Below are 21,675 nucleotides of genomic sequence, written 5' to 3'. Positions count from 1 at the left end.
TTCAGTTCAGTTCCGCGAGGACTTCTTCGGTGTCCTGGCCGGCCAGCGGGGCCAGGCGGCGGATCGAGCCGGGCGTCGCGGAGAACTTCACCGGGATGCCGACCGTGCGGATCGCGCCCTCGCTCGGGTGCTCGACGGTGTCGAGCAGGTGGCCGTCGCGGACGTACGGGTCCTCGTGCGCCCGGTCCAGCTCGAGCACCGGCGCCATCGGGATGCTGTGCTTCGCGCAGACCTCGGCCCACTCCCCGGTGGTCAGCGCCGGGGCGCACTCGGCGATCTGCCCGGTCAGCCACTCGTTGTCGGCGCGGTCGATCGCGTCGCCGTTCACGCGCGGGTCCTCGGCGAGGTCCGGGCGCCCGGCCGCGGCGAAGAAGTCGCGGAAGTTCTTCGGGTTGTACGGGATCACGCAGGCGAGGCCGTCCTTGGTGCGGACCGCGGCGTGGCCCTTCGTCATCGACAGGGCGAACCCGGTGGGGCCTTCGGCCGGCTCGTAGGTGTGCCCGGCGAGGTGCTCGACCAGGTTGAACGCGAGCAGCGTGTCGGTCATCGGGATCTCGATCTGCTGGCCCTGCCCGGTCCTGTCGCGGTGCACCAGCGCGGCGAGCACGCTGTAGGCGATGGTCAGCGACGACACCTTGTCGCCGATGATCGTCGGCAGGTAGACCGGCTCGCCCAGCGCGCGGTTGGCCACGTCGACCAGGCCGGAGGAGGCCTGCACGGTCTCGTCGTAGGCGGCGTTGCCCGCCTGGGCGGAGTCGCTGCGGAAGCCCTGCGCGTGGGCGTAGACCAGGCGCGGGTTGCGCTCGGCGACGTCGGCGTAGTTCAGGCCGAGGCGGCTCAGCGCGCCGGGGCGCATGTTGGTGATCAGCACGTCGGCGGTGTCGATCAGCTTGAGGGCCTGCTCGCGCTCGGTCTCGTCCTTGAGGTTGAGGGCGACGCTGCGCTTGTTGCGGTTGACGTTGAGGTTCAGCGCGGTCATGCCCGGCGTGGTCCGGTACTGGCCCACCCGGACGGTGTCCGCGGGGGACTCGATCTTGATCACGTCGGCGCCCAGGTCGCCGAGGATCTGCGCCGCGTACGGGCCCATCACCACGGTCGAGAGGTCGATCACGCGCACGCCGTCCAGCGGTCCGGTGCTGTTCATCGTTCGTCCTTTCGCGCTCTTTCGCTCTACTTACGAACGTAGGCGCGGCCGGCGTGAAAGGGAATGATCATGATACGCACAATGGTATGACCACGGCGGTCATACCGTTTCTTTTACGTGCTGAGGGGCTCCGCGAAGATCTCTTTGGCCGCTTTGACGAGTTCGCGCAGGTCGCCCTCGGTGCGGTCCCGGTGCCAGAGCAGGCCGGTGTCGAGCTGGGGCCGGAAGTCGGTGAAGGGCAGCACGGCGACGTTGTCGAGCCGGTAGCCGTGCATCGGGGACTTCGCGTCGAGCATGGAAATGGAAAAGGCCTCGCCACTGGAAATGATTTCGGACGTCCCGCCGTAGCCCGTGTTGGTCAACCGGATGCGTTTCTTGACGCCCAGTTCGTTCAATTGGTGGTCGAGCTGGTCGAAATACGCCGGGGTGATTTCCCCTGGTGAGGCGACGTACGGGAATTCCTTCAGCTCGGCCAGGCTGACCGAGTCCCGCCCGGCGAACCGGTCGGCGGGCACGACCGCGCCGAGCCGTTCCGACATCACCGGCAGCTGCTCCAGCGCCGGGTCGGTGACGGGCAGCCGGGCCAGGGTGAGCGCGAGCTTGCCCTCGTGCACGCCCTGGACGAGGTCGGCGGTGGTGCCGGGCCAGCGCTTGAGCTCGTAGCGGGCTTTGACCCGCTCGGCGAGGGCCTTGACGCGCTCGCGCAGCGCGGGGTGCACGCCGGCGGGCATCCCGAGGAAGACGGTGCTGCGCTGCGGCCGCATGGCCTCTTCCAGCTTCCACGGAATGGCCCCGACCTGCTCGAGGACGTCCCGCGCGAGCGGCAGCAACGCCGCCCCGGCGTCGGTGAGCGTGACGTGGTGGGTGCTGCGGTCGAACAGCTGCCGCCCCAGCTCGTGCTCGAGGTCCTTGATCCGCTGCGACAACGGCGACGCGGCCATGTGCAGCTTCCGCGCGGCCGCGGAGAAGTTCAGTTCCTCGGCGACCGCGACGAAGTAGCGCAGGTGCAGCATCTCCATGCCCCGACCCTACGGCCCACCCCGTGTCGACCCGCCAATCACGCGTGATGCCCCTCCAATCACGGCTGATGCCCGCCCGATCACACGTGATGCCCGCCTGATCACGGCTGATGCCCGCCTGATCACGGGTGATGCCCGTCCAGGTACGCGTGATGCCCACTCGATCACGCGAGCCTGTCCGGCCCGCGATCGGGGCGCCGCCGGGCCGCGACGGACCAGCGTGAGCAGCCGCTCGCCTCCGGGCAATGCGATGCCCGTGGCCGGCAGGAGGAGGTCCAGCTCGGTGACGTCGTCGGCCACCGCGTCGGCCGTCCGGCCGCGGCCGAGGAGAGCCGCCGCGGTCGGGCATGGACATGATCCGCGTCCGCGACGGCCGCGTCGTCGAGCACTGGGCCCTGATGGACAGATCAGAATGGCATCATGCGTGATCAGAGAGTCAACACGTGTGATTGGAGGGACGACACGGTGGTCAGGGCAGGGGGAACGTGATCGTGAAGGCCGCGCCGCCTTCGGGGGCCGGGCCTGCCGCCAGACTGCCACCCATGCGGGTGACCAGGCCGTGGACCAGGGCCAGACCGATGCCCGAGCCGACCGGGCGGCGGTCGCGGTAGCGCGCGTTCAGCACGCCGCGCTCGAACGCCACCGGGTAGTCCTCCGGGGCGAGGCCCGGGCCGCCGTCGCGGACCGCGAGGTGTGCCTCGGAACCGGACACCGACAGGGAAAAGACCATCGGGGCCCCCGCCGGGGTGACGCGCAAAGCGTTTTCCGCCAGTCCGTCGACCACCTGACGCAGCCGCCGCGCGTCCGCGACCACCGTGACCGGCGAAGCGGGCGCCGACACCGACAGCCGCACGTCCTCCCGCGCGCACCGCAGCTGCCAGACCTCCGCGCAGTCGCGCAGCAGCGCCGCCAGGTCGACCGACGCGAAGTCGAGCCGGAACTCGTCCGCCCCCAGCCGGGCCAGCTCCAGCAGGTCGGTGACCAGCCGCTCCAGCCGCAACGCCTCGCGCTGGATCGTCTCCCCGGCCCGCACGGCGTCCGGACCGGACGCGACGCCGTCCGCGATCGCCTCGGCGAACCCCGTCACGGCCGTCAGCGGCGTCCGCAGCTCGTGCGACACCGAGAGCAGGAAGTCCCGCTGCCGGGCCTCGCTCTGCGCCAGCGCGTCGGCCAGCGAATTCAGCGACCCGGCGACCTCCGCCACCTCACGCGGTCCCTCCACCGGCACCCGGACGTCCCGGCGCCCGGCCCGCAGCGAGCCCGCGGCAAGCGCGGCCCGCCGCAGCGGACGGCCCAGCAGCCGACCGGAGAAGAACCCCGCCAGGGCCGCGACGAGCAGCCCGATTCCCAATGCCAGCGCGATGTTGCGCACCAACGCGCGTTGCGTCGCTTCGGCGTTGCGGGCGGGCAGGACCAGGGCGAACGCCGCCCCGAGGGTCCCGACCGCGCGCGTCTCGACGAGGTACTGGGCGCCCGCGACCGTGACGCGCCCCGAGTGGTTCGCGCCGAGCCCGAGCTTGCCCGCGGCCTGCACCGCGACGCCGTCGCCGACCGCCTGCCCGCCCGCGCGCCGGACCACCACGGAGATGCCCTGGCCGCGCACGACGTCGGCGACCTTGCCGACGCCGAGCCGGTTCCCGATGCCGGTTTCGTCGAGCTGCGAGGCGACGACGTCGGCCTGCGCGGCCAGCGACGACTGCAGCACGTTGTCCGCGGTGGTCCGGATCAGCCGGGCGCCGACGAGCCCGGCCACGAGCACGGCCACGCCCGCGACGGCCAGGCACACCAAGGTGATCCGCCCGGCGAGGGTCCCCCTCATGCCGGGTCCGCCGCGTAGCCGATGCCGCGCACCGTCCGAATCGGACTCGACGTGCCGAGTTTCGCCCGCAGCTGCGCGACGTGGACGTCCACCGTGCGCGTCCCCGCCGCGGCGGCGTACCCCCAGACGGCGCTGAGCAGCTGGTCGCGCGAGAGCACCTGCCCCGGGTGCCGGAGCAGGTGCGTGAGCAGGTCGAACTCGGTGGAGGTCAGCACGACCTCCGTGTCGCCCGCCCAGGCGCGCCGGGAGGTGACGTCGACGCGCGTGCCGCCCACGGTGAACGTCTCCGCGGCCGGTGACGCGCCCGAAGCGCGGCGCAGCACCGTCCGCACCCGGGCGGCGAGCTCGCGCGGGCTGAACGGCTTGGTCAGGTAGTCGTCCGCGCCGATTTCCAGGCCCAGCAGGCGATCCAGCTCGTCGTCGCGGGCCGTCACGAACAGCACCGGCGTCCAGTCGCCGGCCGCGCGCAGCGCCTTGCAGATCTCGATCCCGTCCATTCCGGACAGTCCGATGTCGAGCACGATCGCGACCGGCTTCAGCCGCCGGACGGCGTCCAGCGCCCGGCCGCCGTCGGCCTCGACGTGCACGCCGAAGCCGTCGCGCTTGAGGTAGAGCGCCGCCAGTTCGGCGATCGCGGCCTCGTCCTCGACCACGAGGACGAGGCCGCGCCCCGGTGACCCCATGCCTGCTCCCGTCTCCGCCGTCAGTGGGGAGACGCTAGCCGGTCAGGGCGAGCCATCGCTGTTCATGTCGGATTCGACGCCGTTGAGCGTCGACTCGATCCCGCTGAGCTCGGCCGACGCGGGCGCGCCGGTCTCGGACGGCGAGCCGACCAGGTTGTCGCGGCAGGCCGAGCAACCGAGCGCGATGAGCGCGGCCGCCCCGACCGCGGCCGCGATCCTCGCGGCCCTCACTTGGTCGGCGCCGGGGCGGCCGGCTTGCAGTGGGCGGTGGCGAACGCGTCGAGCTTCTGCTTCGCCGCGTTCAGCTCGCCGATCTTGCCCTGGCGCTTGGTGGCGCGGTCGTCGAGCTTCTTGGCGCGGTCCTCGTGGCCGGCGGCGCGCTGGTCCTGGGCGCGTGCCTTGAGGTTCGCGACCGACCCGGCCACCTCCGGGCCGCCGTTGATCCGCTTCTGCAGGTTCTCGGCGCGCTTCTCCAGCTTCGGCACCCAGTCGCCGCAGACCTGCTGCGACTCCTCGGGGCTGAGCGTGATCGGCGCGACCGGCGCCGGCGACGTGGTCTGGGCCGAGGCCAGCGGCGCCGCCACCAGCAGGCAGGCCGCGCTCCCGCAGCCCGCCAGCGCCAGCCGCGTCCGGGTGGTTCCTCGCATCGTGTCTCCCTTGTGTCGTGCTTGTGAGGAGAACTTTCGCGGGGCGGTGTTCGGAGGGCGTCCGCCTAGTGTTCGGGCTGTGTAAAGGCGTGCTCGAAGAGGGCCTGGAACCTGGCCATCGCCGCGTCGACGGCGGCCCGGTCCCCGGTCGTGACGAGGTCGAGCAGCAGCCCGCGCGTGACGGCGAGGCCGAGCCGGGCGTACGCGGGCCGGTCGGCTTCCGGGACGCCGAGCTCGGCCAGCAGTGCCTCGACCGGGCCGAGCCAGTCGTCGATCACGCCGTCGAGGAACTCCGTTGTGCCCGGCGTGCCGCCGAGGGCCTGGCCGTAGAGCTGGAAGAAGAGCTTCTCGTTCGCGCGCAGGTCGTCGTCGGTGAGCCGGCGCCAGAAGCCCGCCGGGTCCAGGTCGGCCAGCGCCGTCCGCTGCCGGGCCTCCACCTCGCGCGCGACCGCCGTGAGCAGACCTTCCTTCGAGCCGAAGTGGTAGATCAGCATCCGGTGGCTGGTGCCCAGGTCGGTGGCCAGCGCGCGCAGGCTCCGGGCCGCGCCGCCGTGGTGGGCGATGCGGTCGATGGCCGCGTCCAGGAGCTTCCGGCGCGGGCTTGCGTCGATCATGTACCAAATGGTACACGTACCAAATGGTACAGAAGATTTCGGTGCGCGGCCGGACGTCCGCACCCGCCGATACGGTGTACGCCCTGCTCAGAGCCGGCGCGAGCTGGCCGTCGTGGTCGCCGCTGGGCTCGTTCGAGCTGGTCAGCGAGGGGACGGACGAGCCGGAAGGGCTGGGCGCGGTCCGCCTGTTCCGGACCGGCCGGACCCGCTCGTACGAGAAGATCGTCGCGCTGGAGCCGGGCCGCCGGTTCGGCTACGCGCTCGAACACGGCCTGCCGCTGCGGGACTACGTCGCCTACGTCGACCTTTCGCCGCTCGACGGTGGCACGGAGATCCACTGGCACTCGACGTTCACGGCGGAGATCCCCGGCACCGGCTGGTTCTACCGGCGCTTCCTCGGTGTGTTCATCAAGCGGGTGGTGGCCGGGCTGGTCGCCGCGACCGAGGCGCGCGTGGCCCCATAAAGTAGGCGCATGTCAGCGCCACGACGGGGATCGACCGGCCGCACCCAGGAGGAACGCAGCGCGGCGATGCGCGTCCGGCTGCTCGACGCGACGATCGACTGCCTCGTCGAGTACGGCTACGCGGGCACGACGACCACCCGCGTCGCCGACCGCGCCGGCGTCACGCGCGGCGCGCAGGTGCACCACTTCCCGACGAAGGCCGACCTGGTGACGTCCGCGATCCGGCACCTGGCCGAGAAGCGCACGCAGGTCGCGATGGCCGAGCTCGACCGCCTCCGCGCGTCGAGCGACCCCGTGGGCGACGCGTTGCAGCTGATGTGGGAGATGCACCAGGGGCCGGTGTTCTCGGCGACGGTCGAGCTGTGGGTGGCCGCCCGCACGGACCCGGAGCTGCGCGGGCAGATGGCGGTCGTCGAGCCGATCGCGACGTCCAGCCTGGTCGAGTTCGGCCGGGCCCTGCTGCCGGACCACGCGGAGCACCACGAGTTCCTGCACGCGGTGTACACGGCGATGGACGTCGTGCGCGGGATCCTCATCGCCAGCTGGGCCACGCGGGACCAGGACGAGCTGGAGGCGCGCTGGGAACGGGCCCGCCACCACCTGCGGATCCTGTTCACGGCCTTGATGGCCGCCACTGCCTGATCGGCGTGTTACTCTCCTGCGGAAAGTGAGGAGACGCGCGTGCTGTCGAACCCGTACGACCGCAACTGCCCGACCCGCCAGCTGCTCGACCGCATCGGCGACCAGTGGACGGTGCTGATCGTCGGTGCCCTGAAGGACGGCCCGCTGCGCTTCACCGAGATCGGCCACCGCGTCGACGGCATCTCGCAGAAGGTCCTGACCCAGACGCTGCGCAGCCTGGTCCGCGACGGCATCCTCACGCGCACGGCGTACCCGGTGATCCCGCCGAAGGTCGAGTACGAGCTGACCTCGCTGGGCCGCAACCTGTCCGAGCCGCTGGACGTGCTGGACCAGTGGGCCCGCCGCCACATGACGGCGGTCCAGGAGGCCCGGGACGCCTACGACGCGGAGCACACCCCCGCGTCGGCGTGAGTTCGGCGCCCGCCGAAGCTTCGCCCGCCTAGGTTCGAGGGCATGGACGACTTCCGTGCCCTGCACGTCCCCGGCAACCCGCTGCTGCTGCCCAACGCCTGGGAGTTCGGCGTCGGGGCCTTCCTCGCCGCGCAAGGCTTCCGGGCCCTCGGCACCACCAGCCTCGGCGTGTCCGCCGCTGCGGGCGAACCGGACGGCGCGCCGTCGACGCGGGCCGCGACCGTCGCCCTCGCGAAGCGCCTGGCCCGGTTGGACGTGCTGGTCAGCGTCGACATCGCCGACGGCTTCAGCGCCGATCCCGCCGCCGTCGCCGACCTCGCCGCGGAACTCGCCGAAGCGGGCGCGGCCGGCGTCAACCTCGAAGACGGCCGCGCCGACGGCTCGCTCGCCCCGGTCGGCGTCCAGACCGCCCTCATCGAGGCGGTGAAGGACCGCGTCCCGGGCCTGTTCCTCAACGCCCGCACGGACACCCACTGGGCCGGCGACCGCTCGGCCGGGACGGCCGAGGCGCGGGTGAAGGCGTATGCGGCGGCGGGTGCGGACGGCGTCTTCGTGCCCGGGCTCGCCGAGCCGGGCGACGTCGAGCGGATCGTCGCCGCCGGCCTGCCGGTCAACCTGCTGTTCCTGCCCGGCAAGGTCACCTTCGCCGGCTTGGCCGAGCTGGGGGTCGCCCGGGTCAGCCTGGGCTCGCTGCCGTACCGGATGGCGCTCGCCGCGGCGGCCGGGACCGCGCTGGCCGTCCGGGACGGCGGCGAGCTGCCGCTGAGCCCGCCCGGCTACGCCGACGTCACCGCGCTGCTGCCGTAACCGGGTTGCCGGGTCTGCTTGAGTCGGGGGCATGCGTGCCTTCGGAACCGACTTCGCCGTCCCGCCCGGCTACCTGAACACGCCGAGCATCGGCGTCCCGCCGGCGCCGGTGGCCGCCGCCGTGGCCGAGTCCGTCGAACGCTGGCGCACCGGCGCGACCCGGCCGGGGGAGTTCGACCCGTACGTCGACCGGGCGCGCGCCGGGTTCGCGCGGCTGCTCGGCGCCGAACCCGGGCGGGTCGCCATCGGCGCGTCGGTCTCGCAGCTGGTCGCCAACGTCGCCGCCGCGCTGCCGGCCGGCACCCGCGTGCTCGTCGCCGAAGGGGACTTCACCAGCGTGACGTTCCCGTTCGCGGCGCAGGACGTCACGGTGACCGAAGTGCCCCTCGAAGTGCTGCCGGAGCGGGTCGAGGGGCATGACGTCGTCGCGGTGAGCGTCGTCCAGTCCGCCGACGGCCGGATCGTCGACCTCCCGGCCCTGCGGGCCGCGGCCGGGGCGGCCGGGACGGCCGTGCTGCTGGACGCCACCCAGGCCGTCGGCTGGCTGCCCCTGGACGTCGCCTGGGCGGACTGGGTCGTCGCGGCGGGCTACAAGTGGCTGCTGTCGCCGCGTGGCTGCGCGTGGCTGTACGTGCGGCCCGACGCGGCCGGGCGCACCCGGCCGGTCGCGGCGAACTGGTACGCCGGGCAGGACCCGTGGGCGACCGTCTACGGCCTGCCGCTGCGCCTGGCCGGCGACGCCCGCGCGTTCGACCTCTCCCCGGTCTGGCTCGCCCAGGTCGGCGCGGCCGCGGCGCTCGAGTGGCTCGGCGGCCTCGACCTCGCGCAGGTCGCGGCGCACAACACCGGCCTGGCCGACCGGCTGCTCGAGACGCTGGGCCTGCCGCCGCGCGGCACCGCGATCGTCTCGCTCGACGCCGAGCCCGAGCGGGTCGCGGCCGCGGGGATCGTGTCGAGCCTGCGCGGCGGCCGGGTGCGCGTCGGTTTCCACCTCTACAACACCGCTGACGACGTCGAACGCGTCTTACGCGCATTCGAGTGAACGGCCACGCGGGGGTGAACTACCGTATGGACCCGTGGTTGGTGCGCATTTCACCCCAGGCCCGTCCGACACGGCCCCGCTGGGCGCGGTGCCCCCGCAGCCCCGCCCGCCCGTGCCGGGACCGCCGGCGCGCGACACCCGGTCCCTGCTGCTCAGGGGCGCCGGGCTGGTCGCGATCGCCGTCGTGTCCGGGCTGCTGTGGTTCCTGATCCGGCACGACTCGACGCCGGACGAGCCGGTCGGCCAGCAGCCGGCCCAGAACTCCGGGCTGTACAAGTTCACGCTGGTCTCCGGGCCGGCGAAGTCCACCGACTGCGCCGCGAAGTCGTACGGCAAGACCAAGGACTTCTTCCAGGACAGCCCGTGCCAGTCGCTGACCCGCGCGCTCTACACGACCGAGTCGGGCGGCGCGAAGGCGCTGGTGTCCGTGGTGCTGGTCGGGATGCCGGACTCGTCGAAGGCGAAGGCGCTCAAGACGCTGACCGAGCAGGACAACACCGGCAACGTCTCCGACCTGGTCCGGGACAAGACGTACAAGGAGCCGGGCACGCCGAGCGTCAGCAGCGAAGACGCGGCGTTCGCCTCGAAGGTGGACGGCACGAACACGACGATCGTGCTGGCCGACTTCTACGCCAAGCACACGGACGCGGCCCTGCTCAAGAAGATCGCGGACGACGCCCTGCGCCTGTCCGCGGACTTCCACTCCTGAGGCACCTCAGCCCGCTTGCCCGGGCAGGGCGATGGCCACCGGCTTCTCGTCCGCCTCGGAGCGCCACGGCGTCCCGCGCCGCGAAGCCGCCACCAGGGCGTGCAGCGCCGTCGTGCGCAAGGCGCCGTCGTCGGTGTGGTTCACCACGGCCAGCCACGCGTTCGCACAGTCGGCCTCGGCGGTCGCGACCACCAGGGCCGCCGACTTCGCGTCGGTCACCGGCTTCTTCGGCACGTACGCCGCTTCCGGCGCGACCGGCGTCGCCCCGGCCGCCGACAGCATCGTCTGCAGCAGGTCGCGGCGGACCGCGTGCTCCGCGGCGCCGGCCTTTTCGGCGTCCCCGAAGTCGCCCGGCAGGAACGCGCTGACCAGGCCGTACACCCAGACGGCGGCGTGCTCGGCGGCGAGGGCCGTCTGCAGCGGGTCGACCGTCTCCGCGGGCACGGCACCCGAGGGCGCGGCGGGGACCGGCGCGTCTTCGCCCGGTCCCAGCGCCGGGGCCGTGCGCTGCAGCGCCGCGCAACCGGCCGCCACCGCCGCGACCAGGCCGGCGCGGTAGCGCGGCAGCCCGCCGACGAGGTCTTCGGCCTGCTTGCGCGCGGTCGCCAGCCGCTCCTTCAGCTCGCCCAGCGCGGCCGGGGCCGGGGGCGTCGCGGACGCCGGCGGCTTCGGGCGGTTCAGCCGGTCCACTTCGGACTTCAGGGCGGCCGCGTGGGCCGCGCGCGCGTCGGCGAGCTGGCCGGCGACGTCGGCGTTCTCGCCCTTGGCCAGTGCCCGCGCGGCGGCGGCGTCCGCCTCGGCGGCGGCCAGCAGGGGCTGCAGCGGGTCGGGGCTCTCGTCGTAGCCGGGCCCGCAGGCGGCCAGGGGGACGGCCAGCACGGCCAGGGCCCCGGCGCGGAGGGCGGCTCGACGGGTCAGGTCGGTCGGTCTCGCGGTCACGTCGGCCCATCCTGCCAGGCCCCGGGGTGGCCCCGCCGCTCGCGCGGGGTGACCGGGCGACCGGATAAGCTGGTCCACCACCGACCCGCGCAACCTAGGAGAGCCCCACGTGCCAGGAGAACTCGCCAGCCGGCTTCAGCCGATAGTGGCCGAAGCCGTCACCGCCGCGGGTTTCGACCTCGACTCGTTCGAGGTGCAGCAGGCCGGCCGGCGCCAGCTGGTCAAGGTCGTCGTCGACGCCGACGACGGGGTCGGGCTGGACGAGGTCGCCGAGGTCAGCCGCAAGGTCTCGGCCGCACTCGACGAAAACGAGCACGTGCTCGCGAGCGCGTACACGCTGGAGGTCACCTCGCCGGGTCTCGACCGCCCGCTGACCCAGCCGCGGCACTGGCGGCGCGCGCGGTTCCGCCTGGTGAAGATCACCCCGGCGGAGGGCGCGCCGTTCGTCGGCCGGATCGGTCACGCGGGCGAAGCCGCCGCCCGCGTCCTCGAAGGCGGCAAGGTCCGCGACGTCCGCTACGCCGACGTGGCGAAGGCGGTCGTGGAGATCGAGTTCAAGCAGCCGCCCGCCGAGGACCTGAAACTGCTCGAAGACGACGCGTCCGGCATGATCGCGGCCGAGACGGAGAAGGGGTCGAAGTGAACGTCGACATCGCCGCGCTGCGGGCGATCGAACGGGACAAGGACATCCCCTTCGAAACGGTGATCGAGGCCATCGAGACGGCCCTGCTCACCGCGTACAAGCACACCGAGGGCCACGAGCCGCACGCCCGCATCGACATCGACCGCAAGACGGGCCTGGTGCGCGTGCTCGCGCACACGCTGACCCACGACGGCCAGGTCGACGAGGAGTGGGACGACACCCCCGAGGGCTTCGGCCGGATCGCCGCCACCACCGCGCGCCAGGTCATCCTGCAGCGGCTGCGCGACGCCGAGCACGAGAAGACCTTCGGCGAGTTCTCCACCAAGGAGGGCGAGATCGTCGCCGGCGTGATCCAGCGCGACGCCCGCGCCAACGCCCGCGGCATGGTCGTGGTCCAGGTGGGGGACACCGAGGGCGTGCTCCCGTCCGCCGAGCAGGTGGCGGGGGAGTCCTACGAGCACGGCAGCCGGATCAAGGCGTACGTGGTCACCGTCTCGCGCGGCAACCGCGGCCCGCAGATCACGCTCTCGCGCTCGCACCCCAACCTGGTGCGCAAGCTGTTCGCGCTGGAGGTCCCGGAGATCGCCGACGGGACCGTCGAGATCGCCGCCGTCGCGCGCGAGCCCGGGCACCGCACGAAGATCGCGGTCAAGTCCACCGTGCCGGGTGTCAACGCCAAGGGCGCCTGCATCGGCCCGGTCGGGGCGCGCGTGCGCAACGTGATGAGCGAGCTGGCCGGCGAGAAGATCGACATCATCGACTACTCCGAGGACCCGGCCCGGTTCGTGGGGAATGCCCTGTCCCCGGCGAAGGTTGTTTCGGTACGAGTCGTGGACGAGCGGGCGAAGACCGCCCGCGTCGTGGTGCCGGACTTCCAGCTGTCGCTGGCGATCGGCAAGGAGGGCCAGAACGCCCGCCTCGCCGCCCGCCTGACCGGCTGGCGGATCGACATCCGCAGCGACGCCGCGCCGGCGGACGACGAGGGTGATCAAGACCACGCCAGTCCGTCGCGGCCCGCCGCGACAACCGGTTCGGCTGAGTGAAGGTCGAAGCGCTAGACTCAGGAGTGGTTCGAAGCCCGCGGCGGGTAGCCGAGCACCAGCCCCACCGGAATTCCCCGGTGCGGACTTGTGTCGGCTGCAAGCGGCGGGCATTGATCGGTGAGCTGCTGCGCGTGGTCGCGGTGGCCGGGCGGGTGGTCGTCGACGAACGTCGGCGGCTGCCGGGCCGGGGGGCTTGGCTGCACCCCGACCCGGACTGCCTGGCCAAGGCCGAACGGCGGAGAGCCTTCCCGAGAGCCCTGCGGGCTCCGGGAGCGCTGGACGCCCGCGAGGTCCGCGAGCACGTCGAGCGCACCACCCCGCACCACGACCCCGGGACGTCCCCGGGGTCGCGAGGAATCAAGGAAGCAGGTCGACCCGTCATGAGTCAGCCGTGAAGCTGAAGCCATGAGCGTCAGACAATAAGGACGAGGTCAGCGGGTTCTCCGCCTGGCCTCCCCTAGATGAGGAGAGTTGTGCCAGGCAAGGCCCGCGTACACGAGCTCGCGAAGGAGCTCGGCATCACCAGCAAGGACGTTCTCGCGAAGTTGAAGGAACAGGGCGAGTTCGTCAAGTCCGCGTCGTCCACGGTCGAGGCGCCCGTCGCCCGCCGTCTCCGCGACGCGTATGCGCCCAAGGGCGCGAAGAAGCCCACCCCCGGCCCCTCGGCGCGCCCCGGCCCGCCGGCCGCGAAGCCCGCCGCCCCGAAGCCCCCCGCACCTGCCCAGCAGGCGCCGGCGGCCCAGGCGGCGCCCGCTCCGGCTCCGGCCGCACCCCAGCAGCAGGCGCCCGCGGCGTCGAAGCCGGCCACCCCGGGGCAGCGCCCCGGTCCCCGGCCTGGCCCGCGTCAGCAGCCCGCCGCGCCCGCACCCCAGCAGCAGGTCCCGGCCGCCAAGGCCGAAACGCCTGCCGCGCCCAAGCAGGACACCCCGGCCGCGCCCGCCCAGGGCGGCAACACCGGCTCGGTCGTCCCGCCGAAGCCGCAGGGCCCCAAGCCCGGCGGTCCCAAGCCCGGTCCGCGCGCGCCGCGGGTCGGCAACAACCCGTTCGGCGTCGGCTCCGGCTCGCCGGCCCCGCGTCCCCCGGCCCGTCCCGGCCCCGGTCAGGGCGGCGACAGCCGGCCGCCGCGGCCCGGTGGCGGTCAGGGCGGCGGTGACCGTCCGGCCCCGCGGCCCGGCGGTGGCGCCGGTGGCAACCGGCCGAGCCCGGGCAACATGCCCCCGCGCCCGAACCCCGGCATGATGCCGGGCCGCACGCAGCGTCCCGCCGGTCCCGGCGGCGGCGGTCGTGGTGGCCCCGGTGGCGGTGCCCGTGGCGGGCCCGGTGGCGGCGGTCGTCCCGGTGGCGGCGGCGGTTTCCGCGGCGGTCCTGGTGGCGGTGGCGGCGGCGGTGGCTTCCGCGGCGGCCCCGGTGGCGGCGGCGGTGGCGGCGGTTTCCGTCCCGGCGGTGGCACGGGTGCCCCGGCCGGTGGCGGCGGCTGCGGCGGTGGCGGAGGCCGCCGCGGCGGCCGGGCTGGCCGTGGCGGTACCGCGGGTGCCTTCGGGCGCCCGGGTGGTCCCTCGCGCAAGGGCCGCAAGTCGAAGCGGCAGAAGCGCCAGGAGTACATGGACAACATGCAGGCGCCCAGCGTCGGCGGCGTCCGCCTGCCCAAGGGCAGTGGCGAGACGATCCGGCTGCCGCGGGGTGCTTCGCTGACCGACTTCGCCGAGAAGATCGACGCCAACCCGGCTTCGCTGGTGCAGGTGCTCTTCCACCTCGGCGAGATGGTCACCGCGACGCAGTCCGTGTCGGACGACATCCTCGAGCTGCTCGGCGGCGAAATGAACTACAACGTTCAGGTCGTCTCGCCGGAGGAAGAGGACCGCGAGCTGCTGGAGACCTTCGACATCACCTACGGTGAGGACGAGGGTGGCGAGGAGGACCTGCAGGTCCGGCCGCCGGTCGTGACCATCATGGGTCACGTCGACCACGGTAAGACCCGCCTGCTCGACACGATCCGGAAGACGAAGGTCCGCGAGAGCGAGGCCGGCGGCATCACGCAGCACATCGGTGCGTACCAGATCGAGACCGAGCTCGAGGGCAACCCGCGGCTGATCACCTTCATCGACACCCCGGGTCACGAGGCGTTCACCGCCATGCGTGCCCGTGGTGCGAACTCGACCGACATCGCGGTGATCGTGGTGGCGGCCGACGACGGTGTGATGCCGCAGACGGTCGAGGCGATCAACCACGCGCAGGCCGCCAAGGCCCCGATCGTGGTCGCGATCAACAAGATCGACAAGGAAGGCGCGAACCCGGACAAGATCCGGCAGCAGCTGACCGAGTACGGCCTGATCGCCGAGGAGTACGGCGGCGACACGATGTTCGTCGAGATCTCCGCGCGGCAGAACATCAACATCGACGGCCTGCTCGAAGCGATCCTGCTGACCGCCGACGCCGCTCTGGACCTCCGGGCCAACCCGGACATGGAGGCCCAGGGTGTCGCGATCGAGGCGCACCTCGACCGCGGCCGCGGCCCGGTGGCCACCGTCCTGGTCCAGCGCGGCACGCTGCGCGTCGGCGACTCGGTCGTGGCGGGTGACGCCTACGGCCGCGTCCGCCGGATGGTCGACGAGCACAACGTCGACGTGACCGAGGCGCTGCCGTCGCGTCCCGTCCAGGTCATCGGGTTCACCTCGGTGCCGGGCGCGGGCGACACCTTCCTGGTGGTCGACGAGGACCGCGTCGCCCGGCAGATCGCCGAGCGCCGGTCGGCTCGCACGCGGAACGCGCTCAACGCGTCGCGCCGCAAGCGGGTCAGCCTCGAGGACCTCGACTCCGCCTTGAAGGAGACGAACAGCCTCAACCTGATCATCAAGGGTGACAACTCGGGTACGGTCGAGGCCCTCGAAGCCTCGCTGCTCCAGCTGGACGTCGGCGACGAGGTCGAGCTGAACGTGGTCCACCGCGGTGTCGGTGGCGTGACCGAGTCGGACATCGACCTGGCGACCGCGTCCGACGCGATCGTCCTCGGGTTCAACGTCCGGGCCCAGGGCAAGGCGACCGAGCGGGCCACCCGCGAGGGCGTCGACGTCCGGTACTACACGGTCATCTACCAGGCGATCGACGAGATCGAGCAGGCCCTCAAGGGCATGCTCAAGCCGGAGTACGAAGAGGTCGAGCTGGGCCGCGCGGAGGTCCGCGAGGTCTTCAAGTCCTCCAAGATCGGCACGATCGCGGGTTGCCTGGTCATGTCCGGCGAGATCCGGCGCAACGCCCGGGCGCGTCTGCTCCGCGACGGCACCGTCGTGGCGGAGAACCTGCCGATCAGCTCGCTGCGGCGGTTCAAGGACGACGTGGTCGAGGTCCGCGAGGGCTACGAGTGCGGTCTGACGCTCGGTTCGTACAGCGACATCAAGGTCGACGACCAGATCGAGACGTACGAGCAGCGCGAGAAGCCGCGCGCCTGATGTTCGGGGCCGGGTGCGTGCGGGAAGTCCCGCACGCACCCGGCGCTTCCCTACTACACCAAACCCGCTTGCCTATGTTCGTCGGAGCTCTCGAGCTCGACATCCTGCTCGGCGACGTCCATTCGCTGAAGCAGAAGCGGTCCGTGGTCCGTCCGGTGCTGGCCGAGGTGCGCAAGCGCTTCGCCGTGTCGGTGGCCGAGGCCGGGCACAGCGATCTGCACCGCCGGACCCTCATCGGGGTGGCCGTGGTCGCCGAAGGTGGCGAGCACGTCCGGGACGTGCTCGACTCGTGTGAGCGGTACGTGGCGAGCAGGCCGGAGTTCGAACTCCTGTCCGCCCGCCGCCGGCTGCTCGGTCCAGAAGATTAGCGCTTTCTAGGAGAACGACATGGCTGATCCTGCTCGGGCTCGCAAGCTCGCCAAGCGGATCTCGCAGATCGTGGCGTCCGCGATCGAACACGAGGTCAAGGACCCGCGGCTGGACCACGTGACCATCACGGACACGAAGGTCACCGGCGACCTGCACGACGCGACCGTCTACTACACGGTGCTCGGGGAGAAGCTGGACTCCGTCCCGGACTTCGCCGGGGCGGCCGCCGCGCTCGAATCGGCGCGCGGCGTGCTGCGCACCAAGGTCGGGCAGGGCACCGGCGTCCGCTACACGCCGACGCTGACGTTCGTCGCCGACACGATCCCCGAAGAGTCGAAGCGGATCGAAGACCTCCTCGCCAAGGCCCGCGAGGCCGACGCGGAGGTCGCGCGGCGCTCGGCCGGTGCCCAGCACGCGGGCGACGCCGACCCGTACAAGGCGCCTCGCGAGGAGGCGGACGACGACGAGTTCGCGGAGGAGGAGAGCCGGGGCTGACCCCGTGCTCTCCCGCCGCGGCCTGCTCGCCGGCAGCGCTCTGACGCTGCTGGCGGGCTGCTCGCCGGCGCCGTCCGGCCCGCCACCCGGGCCGCCCGCGGTGCCGGAGCCGACCCGCCCGTCGGCCCTGCACGACCCGGTGACGGTCCAGCGCATGAAGTCCGTCGCCCGCGGTACCGACGTCGACCTGGTGCTGATCACGCCCGAAGGCGTCCCGTCAGCGGGGCTGCCGGTGTGCCTGGCCCTGCACGGCCGCGGCGCGCGAGCCCGCACGTTCCTGTCGCTGGACGTCCCTTCGGCGTTGACGCAGGTGGTCCGCGCGGGCACCCCGCCGTTCGCGGTGGCGGCGCTGGACGGCGACCACTACTGGGTCGACACCGGCTCCGGCGACGACCCCCAGCGCATGCTCACCGAAGAGGTCCCGGGCTGGCTGACGGCCCGCGACCTGCGCCCGGCATCGGCGGCGTTCGGCATCTCGATGGGCGGCTTCGGCGCGTTGCGCTTCGCCCGCGCGCACCCGGACCTGAAGGCGGTGGCCACGGCGAGCGCGGCGCTGTTCGTCAGCTGGCCGGATGCCCGCAGCCGCAAGGTGTTCTCGGGCGAGGACAACTGGCGTGCCGAGGAACCGTTGCTGCACACCGGAGACCTGCACCCGGCCGGCCTGGGCGTGTGGTGCGGCGAGTCGGACCCGTTCGTGGGCGCGGACCGGAAGCTCGCGAAGACGGTGAACCCGGCGGTGGCCCGGTTTTCTCCGGGAAAGCACGAAGACGCGTACTGGCGGGCGATCCTGCCGGAGGTCCTGAAGTTCGTCGGGCAGCGGTTGTCGTGACGCACCCGCCTTCCGGCCTGACCAAGGCCGTCTGGACCGACGAGGACTTCCCGGTGGCACCTGGAAGGGCACTCGTTCGACCTCCGGCTGCGGGCTCGCGCGTTCCGGCAGTACTGCGCACGCCGCCGCGGCACGGGGCCCGGCAGGTGCTCACGCTCACCGAGCGCGGCGGGATCAGCTTCGCCGAGCGGTCGTTCGCCTAGTCCGGGACCGACGCGAACAGGATCGCTTGCGACACTTCCCTTTCCGGGTCGAGTGCCCACTCCGCTTCGATCCGGAACCCGGCGTCCCGCACCCGCTTCGCGAGCCACCACGGCTGGCGGAGGTGGACGTTCACGCGCATCGGGTGGCCGTAGCCCTGCGTCTTCAGGCGCGTGCCCGCCCCGACGTGGTAGCCGATCACCAGGTGGCCGCCCGGGCGCAGGACGCGGCGGAAGTGCCGGAGCGTCGCCGGGACGTCTTCGTCCGGAACGTGGATCAGGGACCAGAACGCCAGTACCCCCGCGACCGACGCGTCGGGCAGCGGCAGGTCCGTCATCGAGCCCACCTCGAACCGCAGCTCCGGGTGCGTCTGCCGGGCCAGGTCGATCATCGCCGGGGAAAGGTCGACGCCGAGCGCCTCGACACCCAGGGAAGCCAGGTGGGCCGTGAAATGGCCGGGGCCGCAGCCGACGTCCGCGATCGGGCCGTCGACCTGGCCGGCCAGCAACGTCATGGCCGCCTTCATGTGCGGTTGCGACGACAGGGCGTCCGCCGCGAACTCCGCGTAGCTCGAAGCCACCGTGTCGTACGACGCGCGGGTGTCCGCGAGCCAGGTCATCGGACGCGCAGCCCGTCGAGGACGATGCCGAGCGCGCGCCGCCAGTCCGGGGTCGCCGTCGCCGCGGCGAACACGATCGCCAGGTCCTCGCCGCGGAAGTCCGGCCGGAGCACCCCGGCCTCCTGCGCGCGCGAGACGATCCGGTCGATCCGGGAAGCGTTGGCCTGCTTGGCTTTCTCCAGTCCCGACGAAGGCTCGAACGCCCGCGAGCACACCTCGGTGAACCCGCGGTCGGTGACCTGCATGCGGACCGAACGCTCGAGGAAGAGCACGAAGCCGTCCCATGGGTCCTCGCGCTCGAGAGCCTCGTCGACGATCGCCCGCGCCTCTTCCAGCGTCGGCAGGAACGCCGCCTCGACCAGGTCCGCCCGCGTCGGGAACCGGTTGTACAGCGTGCCGATCGCGACCTCGGCCCGGCGAGCGATCTCGTCGAGCGGGGCGTCGACGCCCTTGGCGCCGAAGACCTCCCGCGCGGCCGCGACGAGCGCCTCCCGGTTGCGCCGGGCGTCGGCGCGCAGGGGGCGTTGCTCGACGGTCACGCTCCGGAGTATAGCCGTCCGGTTGCCTCCTGATCGGAACCTCACAGTGCCTGCCGCCCGCGGCCGGCGGGAGCACAATGGTGCCAGCGGGGGGAACCCGCACCGAGACGGCCATCGAGGGAGGTCGGCGCATGCACTCCGACCTGTCCCCGGCCGGCCGCACCGGAGTCCTCCTCGTCGGCACCCGCGGGCAGCGGGGCCCCGGGGAGGTGCTGATCAGGATCCGGGGTGGCTTGGAAACCTTCCTGGCCTGGTCCGACACGGAGCTGCCGAAGGGCACGACCGTCCTGGTCGTGGACACCCGGGGCCGGCGCACGGTCGACGTCGTGGCGTGGGACGCCTCGGACCCATCTGAATAAGGACAGCGATGTTCGGATATCGCGTTCCCGCCCCCAACGAAGCCATGCTCATCTCGGGGGGCAAGCACAGCAAGGGGACGTCGCCGTTCCGGGTCGTCACCGGTCACGGCGCGTTCGTCATGCCGGTGTTCCGGAAAGTCCGGTTCCTGACGCTTTCCATGAACGAAGCCGAAGTGACCGAAGTGTGCGTCACGAAACAGGCCATCGCGCTGACCGTGCGGGCGGTGATCGCGTTCAAGGTCGGCAACGACACCGAGAGCATCGTCAACGCCGGCCAGCGGTTCCTCTCCGACCAGGACCAGATGTCCGTGCTGACCGGCCGGATCTTCGCCGGGCACCTGCGCTCGATCATCGGGTCGATGACCGTCGAGGAGATCATCACCGAGCGGCAGAAGCTCGCGACCGAGGTGCTGGACGGCTCGGCTGTCGAGATGGCGAAGATCGGGCTCACCGTCGACGCACTGCAGATCCAGTCGATCGACGACATGAAGCTCGGCTACATCGCCGCCATGGCCGCGCCGCACAACGCCGCCATCCAGCGGGACGCCCAGATCGCGCAGGCCGTGGCGAACCAGACCGCGGCGGAGGCCGAGCAGAAGTCCCAGCGGACGCAGGCGGAGTACGCGCGGCAGACGTCGATCGTGCAGGCGCAGTACCGCGCCGAAGTCGAGGCTGCGCAGGCCGAGGCCGCCCAGGCCGGGCCGCTCGCGCAGGCCAAGGCGCAGCAGGAGGTCATCGACGCGCGCACCGAACTGGCGCAGCGCGAGGCCGAGCTGCGCCAGCAGCAGCTGGTCGCCGAAGTCATCAAGCCCGCCGACGCGGAGGCCGAGCGGATCCGCATCCTCGCGCTGGCCGAGGCGGAGCGGATGCGCGTGCAGGCGGAGGCGGCCGCGTCGAACAACCGGGTAGCGCTCGACCGGATGCTCATCGACCAGCTGCCGCAGATCGTCAAGGAGGCCGGGCGCGGGCTGTCCGGGGCGAACGTCAACATCCTCAACGGTGCTGACGGCCTCGGGGAGATGGCCGCGGGGCTCGTCGGGCAGGGACTGTCCATTCTGGACTCGGTGAAGCGCGGCCTGGGCACGCCGCCGGCCCCCGCGCCGGAAACGAACGGTCAGGCGCCCGCGGAGCTGACGGAGCGTTAGGAGGCGGGCTTCACCGCGACGACCAGGTCACGCAGGATGGCCTGGTCCACCCGGTGGGTGAACTCCGCCCACGGGCCGCCCTCGCGGACGTCGAGCCCGGCCTTCCGGAGGATCTCGACGAGGTCCTCGCGCGGCAGCACGGTGGTGTTCCACGAGATGCCGAGCGCGCCGCCGGGCCGCAGCACGCGGGTCCACACGGGAACGGCCGCCGCGAGCAGGTCCCGCGGGCTGCGCTGCAGGCCGGCTTCGCGGTGGCTGCCGTGCTGCACGCCGTACGGCGCGTCGGTGACGATCACGTCGCAGGAGTTCGCCCGCAGCACCTCGTCGGTGGTCAGCGTGTCGGCCTGGAAGTACGTCAGCTTGCGCGTGTCGCCCGCTTTGTAGTCCTCCTTGCTCAGCGCGTACTCGATGTCGAGCCGCCGGCCGAGCCGGACCTTGTTGCGCCGCAGCTGGCCCGACTCGGCGGTGTGCTTGACGCGCTTGGTCCGCAGCCACGTCTTGATGAACGCCTCGTAGGCCTCGAAGTCCTTGGCGTCGACGTCCAGGCCGGTGGCGTGCAGGCCGTACATCATCGCCTGGTTGAGCGTGGTGCCGCGGCCGCACAGCGGGTCGAGCAGGTACTGCGGCTTGCCCGGGAACGGGTCCGCGGTCGCCAGCAGGGTGACGTTCAGCAGGAGCTTCGTGAACGACTCGTTGGTCTTGCCCGGGTACTTCTGGATGGTCAGCAGGTCCGAGTCGGCCTTCGCCAGCGGCGTCACGGTGACCGGGCGCAGGACGCCGTCACCGAGCTCGAACAGCGCGTACAGCGCGGACAAATTGGACAGCAGCGCCAGGTCGCGCTCGCCCAGGGGCGCCGAACTGGTGAAGCGCACGTAGCCGACGCCGCCGAGCTCGACCTCCTCGATCCCGGACAGCTCGGCCGGCATCGCCGTGCCGAACACCGCCAGCTCGGCGCGCAGCAGCGCGGGCGAGGAGGCGGCGTAGACCCGATTGGCGGACGGGTGGACCAGGATCACGTACTCAGGCATCCCGCAGAGCGTAGCGTGA

At 72.5% G+C, this 21,675-nt stretch carries 26 protein-coding genes; 15 read left to right on the top strand and 11 right to left on the bottom strand.

Annotated elements, in window-relative coordinates; genetic code table 11:
• Position 1 precedes the first annotated feature (1 nt).
• The 7 genes from ACYVLJ_RS26815 to ACYVLJ_RS26785 form a co-directional block, all read right to left on the bottom strand.
• Entirely contained in the window at positions 2 to 1,144 is a 1,143-nt protein-coding gene (locus tag ACYVLJ_RS26815; RefSeq protein ID WP_451984013.1) for a CaiB/BaiF CoA transferase family protein, read from the bottom strand.
• A 113-nt stretch (positions 1,145 to 1,257) separates the two neighbouring features.
• Positions 1,258 to 2,163, bottom strand: a complete 906-nt coding sequence (locus ACYVLJ_RS26810) for a LysR family transcriptional regulator (RefSeq protein ID WP_460440776.1) — start codon at positions 2,161 to 2,163, stop codon at positions 1,258 to 1,260.
• Between the two features lie 469 nt (positions 2,164 to 2,632).
• Positions 2,633 to 3,982, bottom strand: coding sequence for a sensor histidine kinase (locus ACYVLJ_RS26805; RefSeq protein ID WP_460440775.1), 1,350 nt, complete (start codon positions 3,980 to 3,982; stop codon positions 2,633 to 2,635).
• The gene (locus ACYVLJ_RS26800; RefSeq protein WP_451984007.1) at positions 3,979 to 4,665 is read right to left on the bottom strand and encodes a response regulator; all 687 of its coding nucleotides are present in this window, start codon (positions 4,663 to 4,665) and stop codon (positions 3,979 to 3,981) included. The genes ACYVLJ_RS26805 and ACYVLJ_RS26800 overlap by 4 nt, the downstream gene beginning before the upstream one ends.
• Positions 4,666 to 4,707: 42 nt before the next feature.
• The gene (locus tag ACYVLJ_RS26795; RefSeq protein WP_451984005.1) at positions 4,708 to 4,896 is read right to left on the bottom strand and encodes a hypothetical protein; all 189 of its coding nucleotides are present in this window, start codon (positions 4,894 to 4,896) and stop codon (positions 4,708 to 4,710) included.
• Entirely contained in the window at positions 4,893 to 5,312 is a 420-nt protein-coding gene (locus ACYVLJ_RS26790) for a hypothetical protein (protein WP_460440774.1), read from the bottom strand. The genes ACYVLJ_RS26795 and ACYVLJ_RS26790 overlap by 4 nt, the downstream gene beginning before the upstream one ends.
• A gap of 65 nt (positions 5,313 to 5,377) precedes the next feature.
• On the bottom strand, positions 5,378 to 5,926 hold the full coding sequence (locus tag ACYVLJ_RS26785) for a TetR/AcrR family transcriptional regulator (protein ID WP_451984001.1): 549 nt from the start codon (positions 5,924 to 5,926) through the stop codon (positions 5,378 to 5,380).
• Positions 5,927 to 5,949: 23 nt separating this feature from the next.
• On the opposite strand from ACYVLJ_RS26785, the gene ACYVLJ_RS26780 reads away from it, so the two are divergent.
• The 6 genes from ACYVLJ_RS26780 to ACYVLJ_RS26755 all read left to right on the top strand — a co-directional run bounded on the left by ACYVLJ_RS26780 (position 5,950) and on the right by ACYVLJ_RS26755 (position 10,001).
• Positions 5,950 to 6,390, top strand: coding sequence for an SRPBCC family protein (locus ACYVLJ_RS26780; RefSeq protein WP_460440773.1), 441 nt, complete (start codon positions 5,950 to 5,952; stop codon positions 6,388 to 6,390).
• 66 nt (positions 6,391 to 6,456) lie between these two features.
• A complete protein-coding gene (locus tag ACYVLJ_RS26775; protein WP_451984164.1) occupies positions 6,457 to 7,032 on the top strand; it encodes a TetR/AcrR family transcriptional regulator in 576 nt (191 codons plus the stop codon).
• A 39-nt stretch (positions 7,033 to 7,071) separates the two neighbouring features.
• Positions 7,072 to 7,443, top strand: coding sequence for a winged helix-turn-helix transcriptional regulator (locus ACYVLJ_RS26770; protein WP_460440772.1), 372 nt, complete (start codon positions 7,072 to 7,074; stop codon positions 7,441 to 7,443).
• Between the two features lie 42 nt (positions 7,444 to 7,485).
• Positions 7,486 to 8,250 (top strand): isocitrate lyase/PEP mutase family protein, encoded by a 765-nt coding sequence (locus ACYVLJ_RS26765; RefSeq protein WP_451983995.1) that lies wholly within the window; start codon positions 7,486 to 7,488, stop codon positions 8,248 to 8,250.
• Positions 8,251 to 8,281: 31 nt separating this feature from the next.
• Entirely contained in the window at positions 8,282 to 9,292 is a 1,011-nt protein-coding gene (locus ACYVLJ_RS26760; protein WP_460440771.1) for an aminotransferase class V-fold PLP-dependent enzyme, read from the top strand.
• 112 nt (positions 9,293 to 9,404) lie between these two features.
• Positions 9,405 to 10,001 (top strand): hypothetical protein, encoded by a 597-nt coding sequence (locus ACYVLJ_RS26755; RefSeq protein ID WP_451984162.1) that lies wholly within the window; start codon positions 9,405 to 9,407, stop codon positions 9,999 to 10,001.
• Between the two features lie 6 nt (positions 10,002 to 10,007).
• Here the strand turns inward: ACYVLJ_RS26755 and ACYVLJ_RS26750 are convergent, their stop codons facing one another.
• The gene (locus ACYVLJ_RS26750; RefSeq protein WP_460440770.1) at positions 10,008 to 10,940 is read right to left on the bottom strand and encodes a ferritin-like domain-containing protein; all 933 of its coding nucleotides are present in this window, start codon (positions 10,938 to 10,940) and stop codon (positions 10,008 to 10,010) included.
• Between the two features lie 109 nt (positions 10,941 to 11,049).
• Here ACYVLJ_RS26750 and rimP point away from each other — a divergent pair, with 109 nt between their 5' ends.
• From rimP to ACYVLJ_RS26715, 7 genes are all read left to right on the top strand, one after another.
• Positions 11,050 to 11,583, top strand: a complete 534-nt coding sequence (rimP, locus tag ACYVLJ_RS26745) for a ribosome maturation factor RimP (protein WP_460440769.1) — start codon at positions 11,050 to 11,052, stop codon at positions 11,581 to 11,583.
• The gene (gene nusA / locus ACYVLJ_RS26740) at positions 11,580 to 12,626 is read left to right on the top strand and encodes a transcription termination factor NusA (RefSeq protein WP_451983987.1); all 1,047 of its coding nucleotides are present in this window, start codon (positions 11,580 to 11,582) and stop codon (positions 12,624 to 12,626) included. The genes rimP and nusA overlap by 4 nt, the downstream gene beginning before the upstream one ends.
• A gap of 110 nt (positions 12,627 to 12,736) precedes the next feature.
• On the top strand, positions 12,737 to 13,021 hold the full coding sequence (locus ACYVLJ_RS26735) for a YlxR family protein (RefSeq protein WP_460440768.1): 285 nt from the start codon (positions 12,737 to 12,739) through the stop codon (positions 13,019 to 13,021).
• A 78-nt stretch (positions 13,022 to 13,099) separates the two neighbouring features.
• On the top strand, positions 13,100 to 16,072 hold the full coding sequence (gene infB / locus ACYVLJ_RS26730) for a translation initiation factor IF-2 (RefSeq protein WP_460440767.1): 2,973 nt from the start codon (positions 13,100 to 13,102) through the stop codon (positions 16,070 to 16,072).
• A gap of 74 nt (positions 16,073 to 16,146) precedes the next feature.
• The gene (locus tag ACYVLJ_RS26725) at positions 16,147 to 16,440 is read left to right on the top strand and encodes a DUF503 domain-containing protein (RefSeq protein WP_451983981.1); all 294 of its coding nucleotides are present in this window, start codon (positions 16,147 to 16,149) and stop codon (positions 16,438 to 16,440) included.
• A 19-nt stretch (positions 16,441 to 16,459) separates the two neighbouring features.
• On the top strand, positions 16,460 to 16,936 hold the full coding sequence (rbfA, locus tag ACYVLJ_RS26720) for a 30S ribosome-binding factor RbfA (RefSeq protein WP_451983979.1): 477 nt from the start codon (positions 16,460 to 16,462) through the stop codon (positions 16,934 to 16,936).
• 4 nt (positions 16,937 to 16,940) lie between these two features.
• Positions 16,941 to 17,765 (top strand): alpha/beta hydrolase, encoded by an 825-nt coding sequence (locus ACYVLJ_RS26715; protein ID WP_460440766.1) that lies wholly within the window; start codon positions 16,941 to 16,943, stop codon positions 17,763 to 17,765.
• A 199-nt stretch (positions 17,766 to 17,964) separates the two neighbouring features.
• Here ACYVLJ_RS26715 and ACYVLJ_RS26710 read toward each other — a convergent pair whose 3' ends face one another.
• A complete protein-coding gene (locus ACYVLJ_RS26710; RefSeq protein WP_460440765.1) occupies positions 17,965 to 18,585 on the bottom strand; it encodes a class I SAM-dependent methyltransferase in 621 nt (206 codons plus the stop codon).
• Complete coding sequence (locus ACYVLJ_RS26705; protein WP_460440764.1) at positions 18,582 to 19,124, bottom strand: TetR/AcrR family transcriptional regulator; 543 nt, start codon at positions 19,122 to 19,124, stop codon at positions 18,582 to 18,584. The genes ACYVLJ_RS26710 and ACYVLJ_RS26705 overlap by 4 nt, the downstream gene beginning before the upstream one ends.
• A 131-nt stretch (positions 19,125 to 19,255) precedes the next feature.
• Here ACYVLJ_RS26705 and ACYVLJ_RS26700 point away from each other — a divergent pair, with 131 nt between their 5' ends.
• Together ACYVLJ_RS26700 and ACYVLJ_RS26695 are read left to right on the top strand one after the other, a co-directional pair.
• Positions 19,256 to 19,483, top strand: coding sequence for a hypothetical protein (locus ACYVLJ_RS26700; protein WP_451983973.1), 228 nt, complete (start codon positions 19,256 to 19,258; stop codon positions 19,481 to 19,483).
• Positions 19,484 to 19,491: 8 nt separating this feature from the next.
• On the top strand, positions 19,492 to 20,628 hold the full coding sequence (locus ACYVLJ_RS26695) for a flotillin family protein (RefSeq protein WP_460440763.1): 1,137 nt from the start codon (positions 19,492 to 19,494) through the stop codon (positions 20,626 to 20,628).
• Here ACYVLJ_RS26695 and ACYVLJ_RS26690 read toward each other — a convergent pair.
• Positions 20,625 to 21,656 carry a TRM11 family SAM-dependent methyltransferase gene (locus tag ACYVLJ_RS26690; RefSeq protein ID WP_460440762.1) on the bottom strand — a complete coding sequence of 344 codons (1,032 nt, stop codon included), beginning with the start codon at positions 21,654 to 21,656 and terminating at the stop codon, positions 20,625 to 20,627. The two genes, ACYVLJ_RS26695 and ACYVLJ_RS26690, sit on opposite strands and share 4 nt — an antisense overlap.
• Positions 21,657 to 21,675 lie beyond the last annotated feature (19 nt).

Source organism: Amycolatopsis stemonae (assembly GCF_054781455.1).
This window is presented reverse-complemented; position numbering and strand designations above follow the sequence as displayed.